Source organism: Pseudomonas gebzensis (assembly GCF_034427815.1).
GTDB lineage: Bacteria > Pseudomonadota > Gammaproteobacteria > Pseudomonadales > Pseudomonadaceae > Aquipseudomonas.
Map to the genome: position 1 here is coordinate 165766 of NZ_JAXQNS010000004.1, position 14752 is coordinate 180517.

Annotated in this window: 15 protein-coding genes; 7 read left to right on the forward strand and 8 right to left on the reverse strand. The window is 63.8% G+C overall.

The window, feature by feature from the left end:
* Window positions 1-81: 81 nt before the first annotated feature.
* Window positions 82-1155: an alanine racemase gene (gene alr, locus SJI00_RS09680; protein WP_322461511.1), complete on the reverse strand. Its 1074-nt coding sequence runs from the start codon at window positions 1153-1155 to the stop codon at window positions 82-84.
* 91 nt (window positions 1156-1246) lie between these two features.
* Complete coding sequence (gene dadA, locus SJI00_RS09685; protein ID WP_322461512.1) at window positions 1247-2548, reverse strand: D-amino acid dehydrogenase; 1302 nt, start codon at window positions 2546-2548, stop codon at window positions 1247-1249.
* Between the two features lie 154 nt (window positions 2549-2702).
* Between dadA and SJI00_RS09690 the strand changes: the two genes are divergently transcribed.
* Window positions 2703-3191, forward strand: a complete 489-nt coding sequence (locus SJI00_RS09690) for an Lrp/AsnC ligand binding domain-containing protein (RefSeq protein ID WP_312934439.1) — start codon at window positions 2703-2705, stop codon at window positions 3189-3191.
* A gap of 3 nt (window positions 3192-3194) precedes the next feature.
* Here the strand turns inward: SJI00_RS09690 and SJI00_RS09695 are convergent, their stop codons facing one another.
* Complete coding sequence (locus SJI00_RS09695) at window positions 3195-3548, reverse strand: YkgJ family cysteine cluster protein (protein WP_322461513.1); 354 nt, start codon at window positions 3546-3548, stop codon at window positions 3195-3197.
* A 137-nt stretch (window positions 3549-3685) separates the two neighbouring features.
* Here SJI00_RS09695 and SJI00_RS09700 point away from each other — a divergent pair, with 137 nt between their 5' ends.
* On the forward strand, window positions 3686-4966 hold the full coding sequence (locus SJI00_RS09700) for an NAD(P)/FAD-dependent oxidoreductase (protein WP_322461514.1): 1281 nt from the start codon (window positions 3686-3688) through the stop codon (window positions 4964-4966).
* A gap of 88 nt (window positions 4967-5054) precedes the next feature.
* On the opposite strand, the gene SJI00_RS09705 is transcribed toward SJI00_RS09700, so the two are convergent.
* Window positions 5055-5270, reverse strand: a complete 216-nt coding sequence (locus SJI00_RS09705; protein WP_322461515.1) for a DUF1127 domain-containing protein — start codon at window positions 5268-5270, stop codon at window positions 5055-5057.
* 177 nt (window positions 5271-5447) lie between these two features.
* Between SJI00_RS09705 and SJI00_RS09710 the strand changes: the two genes are divergently transcribed.
* Both SJI00_RS09710 and SJI00_RS09715 read left to right on the forward strand, forming a co-directional pair.
* On the forward strand, window positions 5448-6878 hold the full coding sequence (locus SJI00_RS09710) for an aminotransferase-like domain-containing protein (RefSeq protein WP_322461516.1): 1431 nt from the start codon (window positions 5448-5450) through the stop codon (window positions 6876-6878).
* 59 nt (window positions 6879-6937) lie between these two features.
* Complete coding sequence (locus SJI00_RS09715) at window positions 6938-8494, forward strand: phospholipase D family protein (protein ID WP_322461517.1); 1557 nt, start codon at window positions 6938-6940, stop codon at window positions 8492-8494.
* Between the two features lie 63 nt (window positions 8495-8557).
* On the opposite strand, the gene SJI00_RS09720 is transcribed toward SJI00_RS09715, so the two are convergent.
* Window positions 8558-9697 carry an MFS transporter gene (locus SJI00_RS09720; RefSeq protein ID WP_322461518.1) on the reverse strand — a complete coding sequence of 380 codons (1140 nt, stop codon included), beginning with the start codon at window positions 9695-9697 and terminating at the stop codon, window positions 8558-8560.
* Window positions 9698-9986: 289 nt separating this feature from the next.
* Window positions 9987-11480 (reverse strand): aldehyde dehydrogenase, encoded by a 1494-nt coding sequence (locus SJI00_RS09725; protein WP_322461519.1) that lies wholly within the window; start codon window positions 11478-11480, stop codon window positions 9987-9989.
* Window positions 11481-11673: 193 nt separating this feature from the next.
* Between SJI00_RS09725 and SJI00_RS09730 the strand changes: the two genes are divergently transcribed.
* Window positions 11674-12033, forward strand: coding sequence for a cupin domain-containing protein (locus SJI00_RS09730; protein WP_322461520.1), 360 nt, complete (start codon window positions 11674-11676; stop codon window positions 12031-12033).
* A 92-nt stretch (window positions 12034-12125) separates the two neighbouring features.
* Entirely contained in the window at window positions 12126-12326 is a 201-nt protein-coding gene (locus SJI00_RS09735) for a hypothetical protein (protein ID WP_322461521.1), read from the forward strand.
* Between the two features lie 75 nt (window positions 12327-12401).
* Here SJI00_RS09735 and rpmG read toward each other — a convergent pair whose 3' ends face one another.
* The gene (gene rpmG, locus SJI00_RS09740; RefSeq protein ID WP_013793373.1) at window positions 12402-12557 is read right to left on the reverse strand and encodes a 50S ribosomal protein L33; all 156 of its coding nucleotides are present in this window, start codon (window positions 12555-12557) and stop codon (window positions 12402-12404) included.
* 10 nt (window positions 12558-12567) lie between these two features.
* Window positions 12568-12804 (reverse strand): 50S ribosomal protein L28, encoded by a 237-nt coding sequence (gene rpmB / locus SJI00_RS09745; RefSeq protein ID WP_322461522.1) that lies wholly within the window; start codon window positions 12802-12804, stop codon window positions 12568-12570.
* A gap of 358 nt (window positions 12805-13162) precedes the next feature.
* Here rpmB and SJI00_RS09750 point away from each other — a divergent pair, with 358 nt between their 5' ends.
* The gene (locus SJI00_RS09750; RefSeq protein ID WP_322461523.1) at window positions 13163-14749 is read left to right on the forward strand and encodes an ABC transporter substrate-binding protein; all 1587 of its coding nucleotides are present in this window, start codon (window positions 13163-13165) and stop codon (window positions 14747-14749) included.
* Window positions 14750-14752 lie beyond the last annotated feature (3 nt).

Sequence of the window (14752 nt, forward strand, 5' to 3'; positions counted from 1 at the left end):
GGTCGAGTAGCGGCAAATGTGAACGATATGATGGCAATCGCGTTCAGAATTTACAACACTCAGGCCGCCCTGCTGGTGGCCCTACTCACCGACGTATTCGCGCGGTACGCGTTTCAGGTTGCAGAAGATCTGATAGGGAATCGTACCCGCCTGGATCGCGACATCGCTGGCCAACACGTGCTTGCCCCACAGCTCGACCGGGCTACCCACCACCGCATCGGGAACCTGGGTGAGGTCCACGCACAGCATGTCCATCGACACCCGTCCGATGATCTGCGTGCGCTGCCCGTTCACGATCACCGGAGTCCCCGTGGGCGCCTGGCGCGGGTAACCATCGGCATACCCCATGGCCACCACTCCCACCCGCGAGGCGTGCGGGGTGGTGTAGTGGCCGCCGTAACCGACTGGCTCGCCAACGCCCAGCTCACGCACGCTGATCAACCGCGATTGCAGGGTCATCACCGGCTGTAGCCGTGCCGCCTCGGCCTGCGGCACCTCGAAAGGTGTGGCGCCATAGAGCATGATCCCTGGGCGTGCCCAATCGCTCTTCACATGGGGCCAGCCCAGCACCGCCGGCGAGTTGCTCAAGCTGCACTCCGCCGCCAGCCCCTGGCGAGCAGCCTGGAACACGGCCAGTTGCTGGCCAGTGGTGGCGACCCCCAGCTCATCGGCGCGGGCAAAGTGGCTCATCAATACGATCCGCGCCACCTTGCCGCTGGCCAGCAGGCGCTGATAACCGTCGGCATACTCTGCCGGCGACAGACCGGCGCGGTGCATGCCGGTGTCGAGCTTGAGCCACACCTTCAGAGGCGTGTGCACCGGCGTCTGTTCGATGGCCTGCAACTGCCACAGCGAATGGACCACGCACCACAGGTCGTGCTCGGCGATCAGCGCCAGTTCGCTGGCCTCGAAAAACCCTTCGAGCAGCAGCACCGGGGCTTTGATCCCCGCCGCACGCAGTTCCAGCGCCTCCTCGATGCACGCCACGGCAAACCCGTCGGCGTCGGCTTCCAAGGCCAACGCACAGCGCACGGCGCCATGGCCGTAGGCATCGGCCTTGATCACCGCCAGCGCTTTCGCACCGGACAGCTCGCGAGCGAGGCGGTAGTTATGGCGCAGGGCCTGGAGGTCGATAAGGGCACGGGCGGGACGCATGTCTGCAGCCTTTTGGCAGGTCGGGTGGAAAAACGCACGCCCAAGCGCGGCCTGGGCGTCTGGGGACGGCGCGCCGTCCCGGTTCAGGGCATTACGAGTGGGCTGGCGCGCCGTGGCCTTGGCGAACGGCGCCCGGGCCTTGGCCATAGCGCGAAATGTCCAGCCCCGCTGCGCTGATCTGTGGCGTCTTGCGGGCGATCAGGTCAGCCAGCAAACGCCCGGAGCCGCAGGCCATGGTCCAACCCAAGGTGCCGTGGCCGGTATTGAGGAACAGGTTGCGCAGCCGGGTTGCACCGACGATGGGGGTGCCATCGGGGGTGGTTGGGCGCAGCCCGGTCCAGAACTCGGCCTGGCTCAGATCGCCGCCGCGAGGATAGAGATCGTTGACGATCATCTCCAGCGTTTCTCGCCGGCGCGGGTTGAGGCTCAGGTCGAATCCGGCGATTTCCGCCATGCCGCCTACGCGAATGCGGTTGTCGAAGCGGGTGATGGCGACTTTGTAGGTTTCATCGAGAATGGTCGAGGTCGGCGCCATGGCGGCATCGGTGATCGGTACGGTCAACGAGTAGCCTTTGAGCGGGTAGACCGGCGCCTTGATGCCCAGCGGCTTGAGCAGTTGCGGGGAGTAGCTGCCCAGCGCCAGTACGTAGCGGTCCGCGGTTTCCAGCTTGTCGTCGATCAGCACGCCGTCGATACGGTCGCCGCTGGCTTGCAGTTGCTGAATGTTCTGGCCGAAGCGGAACTCGACGCCCAGCGCCTTGGCCATTTCGGCAAGACGGGTGGTGAACAGCTGGCAATCGCCGGTCTGGTCGTTGGGCAGGCGCAAGGCGCCGGCGAGGAGGTCTTTGACGCCGGCCAGGGCCGGTTCGACCTTGGCAATGCCCTCGCGGTCGAGCAGCTCGTAGGGCACGCCGGACTGCTCCAGCACGGCGATGTCCTTGGCCGCGTTGTCGACCTGGGCCTGGGTGCGGAACACCTGGGTGGTGCCGAGGGTGCGGCTCTCGTAGGCGATGCCGGTTTCGGCGCGCAATTCGTCGAGGCAGTCACGGCTGTACTCGGACAAACGCACCATGCGCTCTTTGTTGATGGCATAACGGTTGGCCGTGCAGTTGCGCAGCATCTGCGCCATCCACAGGTACTGGTCGAGGTCACCGGTCAGTTTGATGGCGAGCGGCGCATGCCGTTCGAGCAGCCATTTGATGGCCTTGAGCGGCACGCCCGGGGCCGCCCAGGGGGAGGCATAGCCCGGCGAGATCTGACCGGCGTTGGCAAAGCTGGTCTCCATGGCCACGGCGGGCTGGCGCTCGATCACGGTCACTTGAAAACCTTGTCGGGCCAGGTAGTAAGCGCTGACGGTGCCGATGACACCGCCACCCAATACCAGAACTCGCATTGTCGCTCCCTTCGCGCGGTCTACCGCGGGCATTTACTGAGGTGGTTCGAATGGCGGCAGTATAAAAATTACTAACCAGTGCATTCCACTATATAAAAGCCTATATTTGGCGACAATTCTCGGCTCATTGGCCTTTTACGGAGGGGCATCCCCTATGAGAACCCAGCATCAAACCAAGCGGGAACTGGACAAGATCGACCGTAACATTCTGCGCATCCTGCAGAGCGACGGGCGCATCTCGTTCACCGAGCTGGGGGAAAAGGTCGGCCTCTCCACCACGCCCTGCACCGAGCGTGTGCGCCGGCTGGAGCGCGAAGGGATCATCATGGGCTACAACGCTCGGCTCAACCCGCAGCACCTCAAGGGCAGCCTGCTGGTGTTCGTCGAGATCGGCCTGGACTACAAGTCTGGCGACACGTTTGAAGAATTTCGACGCGCCGTGCTGAAACTGCCCCATGTGCTGGAGTGCCATCTGGTATCCGGCGACTTCGATTACCTGGTCAAGGCACGTATTTCCGAGATGGCCTCGTACCGCAAACTGCTCGGCGACATCCTGCTCAAGCTGCCGCACGTGCGCGAGTCCAAAAGCTACATCGTCATGGAAGAAGTCAAAGAGAGCCTGTGCCTGCCGATCCCGGACTGAGCCTCAGACCAGCACCTGGCGCGTGGTTGCAATAAACCGGTGCACCAGCTGTTCGGCTTCAGGCTCGATCATCACCGCAGGCCCCCGGCCCCGAGGGCAGGCCATGCGCGGGGTGGTGCCGAACAGGCGGCAGATCATCGGCCGCTGCGCATACACCGTGCAGCCCTTGGGGCCCAGGTGCACGCAGTCCAGGCGCTCGATGGCAGCCGCCTGCTCAGCCTCGGTCTTGCGCGGCAGGCAGGCCATTTCCTCGCTCGATGTGGTCACCGGCCCACAGCAGTCATGGCAGCCGGGTTCGCATTCAAACGTGGGAATCAGCTCGCGCAGGAAGTGGATTTTGTGGCGGTTGTCAGACATGCGTAAACAACTAACGGGCAAAGGTGGCCGGCAGTGTACGCCAACCGTCGAGGCCACCCAATGACCGGCGCCCAGGTTGCCGACGTTCAAAAACAGCGCTTATCCTCGCCCCTCGCCTTTTCGTCAAGGACCCGCCCATGCCCCATGCCGCCTCCTACTACGCCGCCAGCAGCGTGGCCCAGCCCGACTACCCTGCCCTTGCCGGGGTACACAGCGCCGATGTGTGCATTGTCGGCGGCGGTTTCTCGGGCCTGAACACCGCCATCGAACTGGCCGAGCGCGGCCTGTCGGTGATCGTACTGGAGGGCCAGCGCATCGGCTGGGGCGCCAGCGGGCGCAATGGCGGACAGTTGATCCGCGGCGTAGGGCATGGGCTGGATCAATTCCGCAAGACGCTTGGCGATGAGGGCGTGCGCAGCTTGAAGTTGATGGGCCTGGAAGCGGTGGAGATCGTGCGTCAGCGCGTCGAGCGCCATGCCATCGCCTGCGACCTGACCTGGGGTTACTGCGACCTGGCCAACAAACCCGGCGAAGTGGCGGGCCTGGCCGAAGACGCCGAGGAGCTGCGCGGCCTGGGCTATGCCCATGACATGCGCCTGGTACCCAAGGCCGACATCCATCAGGTGGTGGGCAGCGATCGGTATGCCGGCGGCCTGATCGACATGGGCTCGGGTCATCTGCACCCGCTGAACCTGGCCATCGGCGAGGCCGCCGTGGCCGCGAAACTGGGCGTCCGCCTGCATGAGCAGTCCACCGTCACCCACATCGACCATGGCCCGCAGGTCACCGTGCACACCGCCCAGGGCCAGGTCCGCGCCAACACCCTGGTGTTGTGCTGCAACGCCTACCTCAATGGCCTGAACCCCGAGCTGGGCGGCAAGGTGCTGCCGGCCGGCAGTTACATCATCGCCACCGAGCCGTTGGGCGCCGAGCGCGCTCGCCAGTTACTGCCACAGAACATGGCGGTATGCGACCAACGCGTGACCGTGGACTACTACCGGCGCTCTGCCGACCACCGTTTGCTGTTCGGCGGTGCCTGCCACTACTCCGGGCGCGACCCGCAGGACATCGCGGCCTACATGCGCCCGAAGATGCTCAATGTGTTCCCGCAACTGGCCGATGTGCGCATCGATTACCAATGGGGCGGCATGATCGGCATCGGTGCCAATCGCCTGCCGCAGATCGGTCGCCTGCGCCACCAGCCCAACGTCTACTACGCCCAGGCCTATTCGGGCCACGGCCTGAACGCCACACACCTGGCCGGGCGCTTGCTCGGTGAAGCCATCAGCGGCCAGGCCAGCGGGCGCTTCGATCTGTTCAATCAGGTACCGCACCTGACCTTCCCCGGCGGCAAACACCTGCGCTCTCCTTTGCTGGCGCTGGGCATGCTCTGGCATCGCCTGAAAGAGCTGGTGTAGCCCCAAAGTTGTTCACTCCAGCCACTGGGCCGCTCTGCGGCCCCCGGCCGATTGCAACTTGGCGTGGCTGAACCACAGTGTGGTGCAGTCAGCCTTTCCAGAACGGCTTGCTCGCCTCTGCCTGGGCCTGGCTTTCGCTCAGACCCACATCGCGCAGCTCGGCTGGCGTCAGCGTTAGCAGAGCGCGCCGGGTCCGCCAGCGGTGCAGCATGCGCTGGCAGCGCCCCATGACATCGGCATCGCGTTGTTCCGTGCTCGCCGTGCGGGCGCCCTGTGGTTGCCGAATATCGCTGAAACTTGTCATCTGTGCTGCTCCCTGACGGTCCTGAACCTGGGAACAGCATGCGGCACGAGGCCTGGCGGGATACAGATTCAACGTGGACGCATTAAATCCATACAGAAAGCGTGATTCTGGCGGTGAATGTAGTATTTTTCGTGCATCTGTACCGGTCGCTCATCGATCCATGCCAAGGAATGTTGCATGACGCTGTACGCCACCCTCGCTGACCTGCTCAGCGCTCGCATCGAACAGGGCCTGTACCGGCCTGGCCAGCGCCTGCCATCGGTTCGCGCACTGAGTGTGGAGCATGGCGTCAGCTTGAGCACCGTACAGCAGGCCTATCGCTTGCTCGAAGACAACGGCCTGGTGTCACCCCGGCCCAAATCGGGGTATTTCGTCAACGAGGCTCGGCATCAACCCGCGCTGCCCGTGGTCAGCCGGCCGGCGCAGCGCCCGGTGGACATCTCGCAGTGGGAACAGGTGCTGGAGCTGATGCGCAGCAGCCCACGCGACGACGTCATACAACTGGGCCGCGGCATGCCCGACGTCGACACCACCACACTGAGACCGCTGCTGCGCAGCCTGGCGCAGCTCAGCCGGCGCCTGGACATGCCGGGCCTGCATTACGACACCATTCACGGCAACCTGGGCCTGCGCGAGCAGATCGCCCGGCTCACCCTTGATTCGGGCTGCCACCTGGAGCCTGGCGATGTGGTGGTGACCACCGGCTGCCATGAGGCGTTGTCGTGCAGCATTCGTGCGGTGTGCGAGCCGGGCGACATCGTGGCGGTGGAATCGCCCAGCTTCCACGGCGCCATGCAGACCCTCAAAGGCTTGGGGATGAAGGCGCTGGAAATCCCCACCGACCCGATCACCGGCATCAGCCTCGAAGCGCTGGAGCTGGCCTTGGAGCAATGGCCGATCAAGCTCATTCAGGTCACCCCCAGTTGCAACAATCCGCTGGGCTACGTCATGCCTGAAACACGCAAGAAGGCCTTGCTCACTCTGGCCCAGCGCTTCGACGTGGCCATCCTCGAAGACGATGTGTATGGCGACCTGGCCTACACCTACCCGCGTCCACGCACGATCAAATCCTTCGACGACGATGGCCGCGTGCTGCTCTGCAGCTCGTTCTCGAAAACCCTGGCGCCTGGGCTGCGCATCGGTTGGGTGGCGCCGGGGCGTTACCTGGAGCGGGTGCTGCACATGAAGTACATCAGCACCGGTACCACAGCGGCCCAACCGCAACTGGCGATCGCCGACTTCATCGCCGGCGGCCATTACCAGCCGCACCTGCGCCGGTTGCGCAGCCAGTACCAACGCGGTCGGGATGTCATGAGCGATTGGGTGGCGCGCTACTTCCCGGCGGGCACGCGCGTGAGCCGGCCGCAAGGCGGCTTCATGCTGTGGGTGGAACTGCCCGAGCATTTCGACACGCTGCGGCTCAACCGCAGGCTGCTCGATCAAGGCGTGCAGATTGCCGTGGGCAGTATTTTTTCTGCCGCGGGCAAGTACCGCCACTGTCTGCGCATCAACTACGCGAGCCGTCCGTCGGTCGAGATCGAGGCGGCAGTGCGCCGCGTGGGTGAAACCGTACAGCGCCTGCTGGCGGAGGATGACAGCCCCGGGTAACGTTGCCTGCGTCGCAGGGTCCATACCTGCAGGTTCTTTCCCCACAGGACGTTTCGACCTTGAGATTCCAGCGAGCACTGCCTCTGGTGCTGGCGCTGTTGCTCGGCCTTGCCGGCTGCACCAGCGTCGGCCCGCCGCGCCAGACCAGCCAGGCCCTGCCGGCGCAAGCGTCGGCCCTTGGCCGCTCGGTGCTGCAACAGGCCGCCGCCCATGACGGCCGCTCAGGGTTCCGCCTGCTGCCTAACAGCACCGAAGCCTTCCATGCCCGCGCCGAGCTGTTACGCAACGCGCAGAAGAGCATCGACCTGCAGTACTACATCGTTCACGACGGCCTCAGCACCCGCGCGCTGGTGCATGAGCTGCTCAGTGCAGCCGATCGCGGCGTGCGCGTGCGGGTGCTGCTCGATGACACCACCAGTGATGGCCTCGACACGCTGATTGGCACCCTCGCCGCGCACCCGAACATCGAGATTCGTCTGTTCAATCCCCTGCACCTGGGCCGCGGCACCGGCGTGACGCGCATGGCGGGGCGTCTGTTCAACCTCTCCCTGCAGCACCGGCGCATGCACAACAAGCTGTTTCTGGTCGACAACAGCCTGGCCATCGTCGGCGGACGCAACCTGGGCGACGAATATTTCGACGCCGAGCCCAACCTCAATTTCACCGACATCGACATGCTCGGCATGGGCCCTGTGGCCGAGCAGCTCAGCCACAGTTTCGATCAGTACTGGAACAGTGCATTGAGCCGCCCGATCAACGATTTCCTCTGGCATCAGCCCAACGTCAACGACCTCAAGCACAGCCGCCAGCAGCTCGATGCCTCGCTGGCCAAGGCGCGTCTGGAGCGCACCGCGCTGTATGACCGATTGATGGCCTGGCAGACCCAGCCGCGCCTGAACCTCTGGCGCCGCGAGCTGATCTGGGCGCACAGCCAGGCGCTGTGGGATGCGCCGAGCAAGGTGCTGGCCAAGGGCGAGCCGGACCCACAACTGCTGATGACCCGGCAATTGCGGCCCGACCTGGAGCACGTGCAACGCGAGCTGATCCTGGTTTCCGCGTATTTCGTGCCGGGCGAAACCGGCCTGCTCTACCTCACCGGTCGTGCCGACGAAGGCGTGACCGTCAAGCTGCTGACCAATTCGCTGGAGGCCACTGACGTACCGGCGGTACATGGCGGCTATACGCCCTATCGCCGCGCGCTGCTCGAACACGGCGTGCAACTGTTCGAGCTGCGCCGCCAGCCGGGCGATCCCAGCTCGACCCGTGGCCTGAATTTCAGTGGCAGCTCGGATTCGAGCCTGCACAGCAAAGCCATGGTCTTCGACCGGCAAAAAACCTTCATCGGCTCGTTCAACTTCGACCCGCGTTCGGTGCTGTGGAACACCGAGGTCGGCGTACTGGTGGACAGCCCCAAGCTGGCCGCATACACCCGTGAGCTGGCGCTGCAGGGTATGGCCCCTGCGGTGAGCTACAAGCCTGAACTGCAAGGCGGCAAGCTTGTATGGATTACCGAAGACAACGGCAAGCTGCACACCCTCACCACCGAGCCCGGCGACCTGTGGCGCCGTTTCAACGCCTGGGTGGCCAAGGCGGTCGGGCTGGAGCGGATGCTGTAGGCCTGTGCTCGCCCTGTTACGCTCACAGCCCGGACAGTGGGGCCGGCCAATGCCCTGAACGAGTCACCCGTTGGCGGGCTCGAAGGCCCCAGGGCGCTGGGTCAACCACACCAGCCCCGCCGCGCCCGCCGCCATGATCCACAGCAAAGCGTGCCCACTGACCCACTGGCTGCCGGCCCCGGCCAGCAATGGCCCCAGCAGGCAACCGATGCCCCAGAGCTGGGCCACGTGGGCGTTGGCGCGCACCAGCGCATCATCCCGGTAGCGCTCACCGATCAGCACCAGTGACAAGGTGAACAGCCCGCCTGCGCTGGCCCCGAACAGCACCCACAGCGGCCAGATCGCCGGCGTGTGCAGCAGCAGTGGGATGGCCAGGCTGGTGCCCAGCAGCGTGGCCGCGCAGGTGGTGAACAGCGTACGCCGGGACACGCGATCGGCCAACGCGCCGATCGGCAGCTGCAACACCGCATCGCCCAGCACCACAGTACTGACCATGAACAGCGCAAGCTCCGCGCTGAAGCCCTGCTGCAGGCAGTACACCGGCAGCAAGGTAAGAATCATCGCCTCGAAGGCGGCAAACAATGCGATGGCCCACGCGATGACCGGCAAGCGCTGACAGAAGCCGCCCAGGTCACGCAGGGTCACGTTGCACGCTTCGGTACTCGGCGCCCCACCCCGGCCCACTAGCACCAAGGGCGACAGCAACAACAGACCCGTCGCGGCCCAGAAGCCGAAATCATTGTCCGACCCCAGCACACCTAGCAGCAAAGGCCCGGCCAACTGACTCAAGGCATAGCTGCTGCCGTACAACGCCACCAGGCGGCCACGCCAGTGTTCGACGACCAACTGGTTGATCCAGCTCTCGCCAAGGATGAACACCACGGTCAGCGACATGCCGATCAGCAGACGCAAGGCCAGCCATAGCGGGTAGCTGGGCAACAATGCCACCAGCCCGATCGACAGCGCCCCGCCCCACAGGCACACGCGCATCGCCGCCGGCACGCCCAACCAGCCAGCCAGACGGCTGGCGAAGCTTGCGCCCAGCAGCACACCCAAGGCCGGCATCGCCGCCATCACGCCAATGGCAAAGCCGCCATAACCCTGCTGCTCCAGGCGCAGCGAGACCAGCGGCATGCTGACACCCAGTGCCAGCCCAACGCTCAATACCGCCGAAAGCACGGCGAAATAGGTTGCCCAACGCATGAGGGTTCCTTGGCGTGAGAGATTCGAAGCGCAGAAACGACACCGCCGGGCCGACGAGATCGGCCCGGCTGCTGGCGCTGCCTGGCGGGCCAGGGCCTGTATGAAACGACTGGCGACGACGACCGGGCGAAACGAAAGCCGGCAGGCGCGCCCAGCACGGGAAGCGCAGCCTACCGGAGCAACCCAGCGGCCCGCCGCAGATGCCTGGCCCGGGCTGCCGCGTCAGCCTGTTGTCAACGCAGCATGCCCAGGTGCCGAGGCGTTGCGTACCGCGCCTGGCGCAGTGCTGTTACAGCTTGATCCAGGTCGCTTTCAACTCGGTGTACTTTTCCAGCGCATGCAGCGACTTGTCGCGGCCGTTGCCCGATTGCTTGAAGCCACCAAACGGCGCGGTCATGTCGCCCCCATCGTACTGATTCACCCACACGCTACCAGCGCGCACAGCGCGGGCGGTCTTGTGTGCCTTGGAGATGTCTGCCGTCCAGATGCCGGCGGCCAACCCGTAGGGCGTGTCGTTGGCAATGGCGATGGCTTCTTCGGCGGTGTCGAAAGTGATCACCGACAGCACGGGGCCGAAGATCTCTTCCTGGGCGATCTTCATGGCATTGGTGACGCCATCGAAGAGGGTCGGCTCGACGTAGGTGCCGCCGGTTTCCTCGAGAATGCGCTTGCCGCCGGTGAGCAGCTTGGCACCGTCTTGATGGCCGGCTTCGATGTACGACAGCACGGTGTTCATCTGCTGGGTATCGACCAGCGCGCCCACGGTGGTAGCAGGGTCCAGTGGGTTGCCCGGCTTCCAGGCCTTGAGCGCTTCAAGCACTTTGGGCAGGAATTGATCACGGATCGAACGCTCCACCAGCAGGCGCGAACCTGCGGTGCAGACTTCACCCTGGTTGAAGGCGATGGCACTGGCAGCGGCCTGGGCGGCAGCGTCCAGATCAGGGGCGTCGGCGAAGACGATGTTCGGGCTCTTGCCGCCGGCTTCCAGCCAGACACGCTTCATGTTCGACTCGCCCGCATAGATCATCAGCTGCTTGGCGATGCGGCTGGAGCCGGTGAACACCAGGGTGTCGACGTCCATGTGCAGGGCCAGCGCCTTGCCCACGGTATGGCCGTAGCCTGGCAGCACGTTGAGCACGCCGGCCGGGATACCGGCTTCGACGGCCAGCTGCGCGATGCGGATAGCGGTCAGCGGGGATTTTTCCGAGGGTTTGAGCACGACCGAGTTACCGGTGGCCAGGGCCGGGCCGAGCTTCCAGCAGGCCATCATCAACGGGAAGTTCCACGGTACGATGGCGGCGACTACGCCGACCGGCTCGCGGGTCACCAGGCCCAGTTGGTCGCTGGGGGTCGGGGCAACTTCGTCGTAGACCTTGTCGATGGCCTCGGCGGTCCAGCGGATGGCATTGGCCGAACCGGGAATGTCGATGCCGGAGGAATCACCAATCGGCTTGCCCATATCGAGGGTTTCGAGCAGCGCCAGCTCTTCGAGGTTGGCGCGCATCAGGTCGGCGAAGCGGAACAGCACGGCCTTGCGCTTGGCCGGGGCCAGAGCCGACCAGACGCCCGACTCGAAGGTGGCACGGGCGTTTTCCACGGCACGGTTGGCATCCTCCAGGTCGCAGCTGGCAACCTTGGCGAGGAAGCGGCCGTCGACTGGGCTGAGGCAGTCGAAGGTTTCCCCGGAGCGGGCAGCGCTGTACTGGCCATTGATGAAGGCGCGGCCTTCGATCTTCAATTGCTGTGCACGTTGTTCCCACTCTGCACGCGTCAGGGTCGTCATACCAAACTCCTCTTGTAAGGGGTGCAACGCCGCACTGAGGGCTTGTGGGCGTTGTCTGAATAGGGGCCCGGCGACAAGCGCATACGGGCCGTAGCACCCTAAACCAGGCCGATCAAACTATCAATATATTTGACATGGAAGCCTTATAAGCCTCCATATGTTCATTTTATTAAACACTCAAAGGGGATCAATCATGAGCATCGCCAGCATCATAGACTTCGCCCAGGCCGTGACCGAAGCCGAGCGCTATCGCCCGGCGGCGGAAAAGATTCTCGCAGGCGAGCCTGATCAGTTGGTCTACAACCATTACGCCAGTCCGTGTGGCCAGTTTGCGGCAGGGGTCTGGGAAGGCGCGGTGGGCCAGTGGACCGTCAATTACACCGAGCATGAATACTGCGAAATCGTTCAAGGCGTCTCGGTGCTGCGCGATGAGGCGGGCGATGCCAAGACCCTGCGCGCGGGCGACCGCTTCGTCATTCCCGCGGGCTTCAAGGGCACCTGGGAGGTGCTGGAGGCGTGCCGCAAGATCTATGTGATGTTCGAGCCGAAATAAGGCTCTGGGCTAGTTATCTAACGCACTTGGGACTTCGAAGAACCCGATGATGACCGTGCCCAATCCAGGGCGCCCTTCTAATGGAGAACACCATGAGCACAGATATCCTCAGCCCTGCCCGCCACATCATCGGCTCGCGTTATGTCGAAAGCGTCAAACCGTACCTTCTGGAGTTGACCGGTCTGCAGCAAGCGGCTGGCCCCAACGACATGACCACCAAAGACCTGCGCACTGATCGCGTACTGATCAAGGTGGATGGCAGCGGCCTGATTGCCGAGCTGGTCATTTCCTGAGCCTGAGCCGCTTTTCACAGGCATAAAAAAACCCGCGTCCTTACGGATGCGGGTTTTTTTCAGGTTGCCGATCAATTACTTGATCTTGGCTTCCTTGTACGCAACGTGCTTGCGAACAACCGGATCGTATTTCTTGATCTCGATTTTGTCCGGGGTAGTACGCTTGTTCTTGTCGGTGGTATAGAAATGGCCAGTGCCAGCGCTCGATACCAGACGGATCAATTCACGCATAATGCTCTCCTTAAACCTTGTTGCCAGCGCGACGGACATCAACCAGAACGGCGTCGATGCCGCGCTTGTCGATGATACGCATGCCTTTGGCGGAAACGCGCAGACGCACGAAACGCTTCTCGGACTCAACCCAGAAACGGTGATGCTGCAGGTTCGGCAGGAAACGACGACGGGTTTTGTTGTTTGCGTGGGAAATGTTATTCCCGGTTACCGGACCCTTACCGGTAACTTGACAGACTCTCGACATACCTCAGCCCTCTAAAACCACATGCCCAACCCGGCATGGGTTGGCCGCTTAATCTCTCAGTCTTGGCGCCAGGCGCCGTATTTCAGGGGTCTTATTCAACCAGACGCGCTTGCGCGGCAGACCGAGCCCCTAGAAAAGAGCGCTGCTTTATACCAGAAAGACTCAAGCACAACAACAGGCTGTGCGCCTTGGTGTCAGACAATACGGGCGCGGCCAGCACCGGCGCAAGGCCGCCGGCGGCTAAACCGTTCGTCGCCGAATTAATCAAAAACGCTGTGGTCATTTGAAAGCGCCGCCACTAGTGTAGGACTTTTCCAAACCGCACCGGCCCCAGCCACCGACCCATCGAGGATTTTCCATGCGTGCCGCCGCGCTTTGCTTCGCGTTTTCTTCACTGTTTGCCGCAGGCATCGCTCAGGCCGCCCCTCTGGTGGTGTGTACCGAGGCAAGCCCCGAGGGCTTCGATGTGGTGCAGTACAACTCACTGACCACCACCAACGCCTCCGCCGACGTGCTGATGAACCGCCTGGTGGAGTTCGATGCCGCCCAAGGCAAGGTGGTTCCCAGCCTGGCGCAGAGCTGGAGCCTCTCGCCTGATGGCCTGACGTATGAGTTTACCCTGCGCAAAGGCGTCAAATTCCACAGCACGCCGTACTTCAAACCGACCCGCGAGTTGCAGAGCGATGACGTGCTGTTCAGCTTCCAGCGCATGCTCTACCCGGCCCACGCCTGGTTCAAGACCGCCCCGGGTGGCTACCCGCATGCGCAGTCGCTGCAGTTGGGCAGCCTGATCAAGTCGGTCGAGGCGCCCACCGCCAATACCGTGCGCTTCACCCTGGATCACCCCGATGCCACGTTCCTGGCCACCTTGAGCATGGGTTTTGCCTCGATCTACTCCGCCGAATATGCCGACAAGCTGATGAAAGCCGGCACTCCGGACAAACTCAACAGCCAGCCCATCGGCACCGGCCCGTTCACCTTCCAGCGCTTCCAGAAAGATGCACTGGTGCGTTACCGCGCCAACGCCGACTATTTCGCCGGCAAGCCGGCCGTCGACCCGCTGATCTACTCGATCACGCCCGATGCCACCGTGCGCCTGCAAAAGCTCAAGCGTAACGAATGCCAGGTTGCGCTCTCGCCCAAGCCGCTGGACATCGCCGATGCGGCCAAAGACAGCGCCCTGCAGGTGGCCAGCACGCCAGCGTTCATGACCGCCTTCGTGGCCATCAACAGCCAGCATCCGCCGCTGGACAAGCCCGAAGTGCGCCAGGCCATCAACCTGGCCTTCGACAAGAACGCCTACCTGCAAGCGGTGTTCGAGAACACCGGCACCGCGGCCAACGGCCCGTACCCGCCAACCACCTGGAGCTACGCCAAGAACCTGCCCGGCTACCCCACCAACCTGGACAAGGCCAAGGCGCTGATGACCAAGGCCGGCCTGGCAGAGGGCTTCAGCACGACGATCTGGACCCGCCCCTCCGGCAGCCTGCTCAACCCCAACCCGAGCCTGGGCGCGCAGCTGCTGCAGGCAGACCTGGCCAAGCTCGGCATCAAGGCAGAAATCCGCGTGATCGAATGGGGCGAGCTGATCCGCCGCGCCAAGAAGGGCGAGCATGACCTGCTGTTCATGGGCTGGGCAGGCGACAACGGCGACCCGGACAATTTCCTCACCCCGCAGTTTTCCTGCGCGGCCGTGGAGTCGGGCACCAACTTTGCGCGCTTCTGCGACCCCCGCCTGGACCAGTTGATTACCGCGGGTCGTACCACCGCCGATCAGAGCGTGCGCAGCCGCCTGTACCAGCAAGCGCAGACGCTGATCCAGCAACAGGCACTGTGGCTGCCCCTGGCCCACCCTGCTGCCTCGACCTTGCTGCGCAAAGGCGTCGAGGGGTATCAGGTAAGCCCGTTCGGGCGCCTGGACTTTGCCAAGGTCAGCGTCAAATAGCGC

What these genes read in the sequence shown, in the direction of transcription:
- SJI00_RS09700 (WP_322461514.1), top strand. Translation starts at nt 3,686, where the DNA reads ATGCCCCATGCCGCCTCCTACTACGCCGCCAGCAGCGTGGCCCAGCCC.
- rpmB (WP_322461522.1), bottom strand. Translation starts at nt 12,804, where the DNA reads ATGTCGAGAGTCTGTCAAGTTACCGGTAAGGGTCCGGTAACCGGGAAT.
- dadA (WP_322461512.1), bottom strand. Translation starts at nt 2,548, where the DNA reads ATGCGAGTTCTGGTATTGGGTGGCGGTGTCATCGGCACCGTCAGCGCT.
- SJI00_RS09710 (WP_322461516.1), top strand. Translation starts at nt 5,448, where the DNA reads ATGACGCTGTACGCCACCCTCGCTGACCTGCTCAGCGCTCGCATCGAA.
- SJI00_RS09690 (WP_312934439.1), top strand. Translation starts at nt 2,703, where the DNA reads ATGAGAACCCAGCATCAAACCAAGCGGGAACTGGACAAGATCGACCGT.
- rpmG (WP_013793373.1), bottom strand. Translation starts at nt 12,557, where the DNA reads ATGCGTGAATTGATCCGTCTGGTATCGAGCGCTGGCACTGGCCATTTC.
- SJI00_RS09725 (WP_322461519.1), bottom strand. Translation starts at nt 11,480, where the DNA reads ATGACGACCCTGACGCGTGCAGAGTGGGAACAACGTGCACAGCAATTG.
- alr (WP_322461511.1), bottom strand. Translation starts at nt 1,155, where the DNA reads ATGCGTCCCGCCCGTGCCCTTATCGACCTCCAGGCCCTGCGCCATAAC.
- SJI00_RS09705 (WP_322461515.1), bottom strand. Translation starts at nt 5,270, where the DNA reads ATGACAAGTTTCAGCGATATTCGGCAACCACAGGGCGCCCGCACGGCG.
- SJI00_RS09735 (WP_322461521.1), top strand. Translation starts at nt 12,126, where the DNA reads ATGAGCACAGATATCCTCAGCCCTGCCCGCCACATCATCGGCTCGCGT.
- SJI00_RS09720 (WP_322461518.1), bottom strand. Translation starts at nt 9,697, where the DNA reads ATGCGTTGGGCAACCTATTTCGCCGTGCTTTCGGCGGTATTGAGCGTT.
- SJI00_RS09695 (WP_322461513.1), bottom strand. Translation starts at nt 3,548, where the DNA reads ATGTCTGACAACCGCCACAAAATCCACTTCCTGCGCGAGCTGATTCCC.
- SJI00_RS09750 (WP_322461523.1), top strand. Translation starts at nt 13,163, where the DNA reads ATGCGTGCCGCCGCGCTTTGCTTCGCGTTTTCTTCACTGTTTGCCGCA.
- SJI00_RS09730 (WP_322461520.1), top strand. Translation starts at nt 11,674, where the DNA reads ATGAGCATCGCCAGCATCATAGACTTCGCCCAGGCCGTGACCGAAGCC.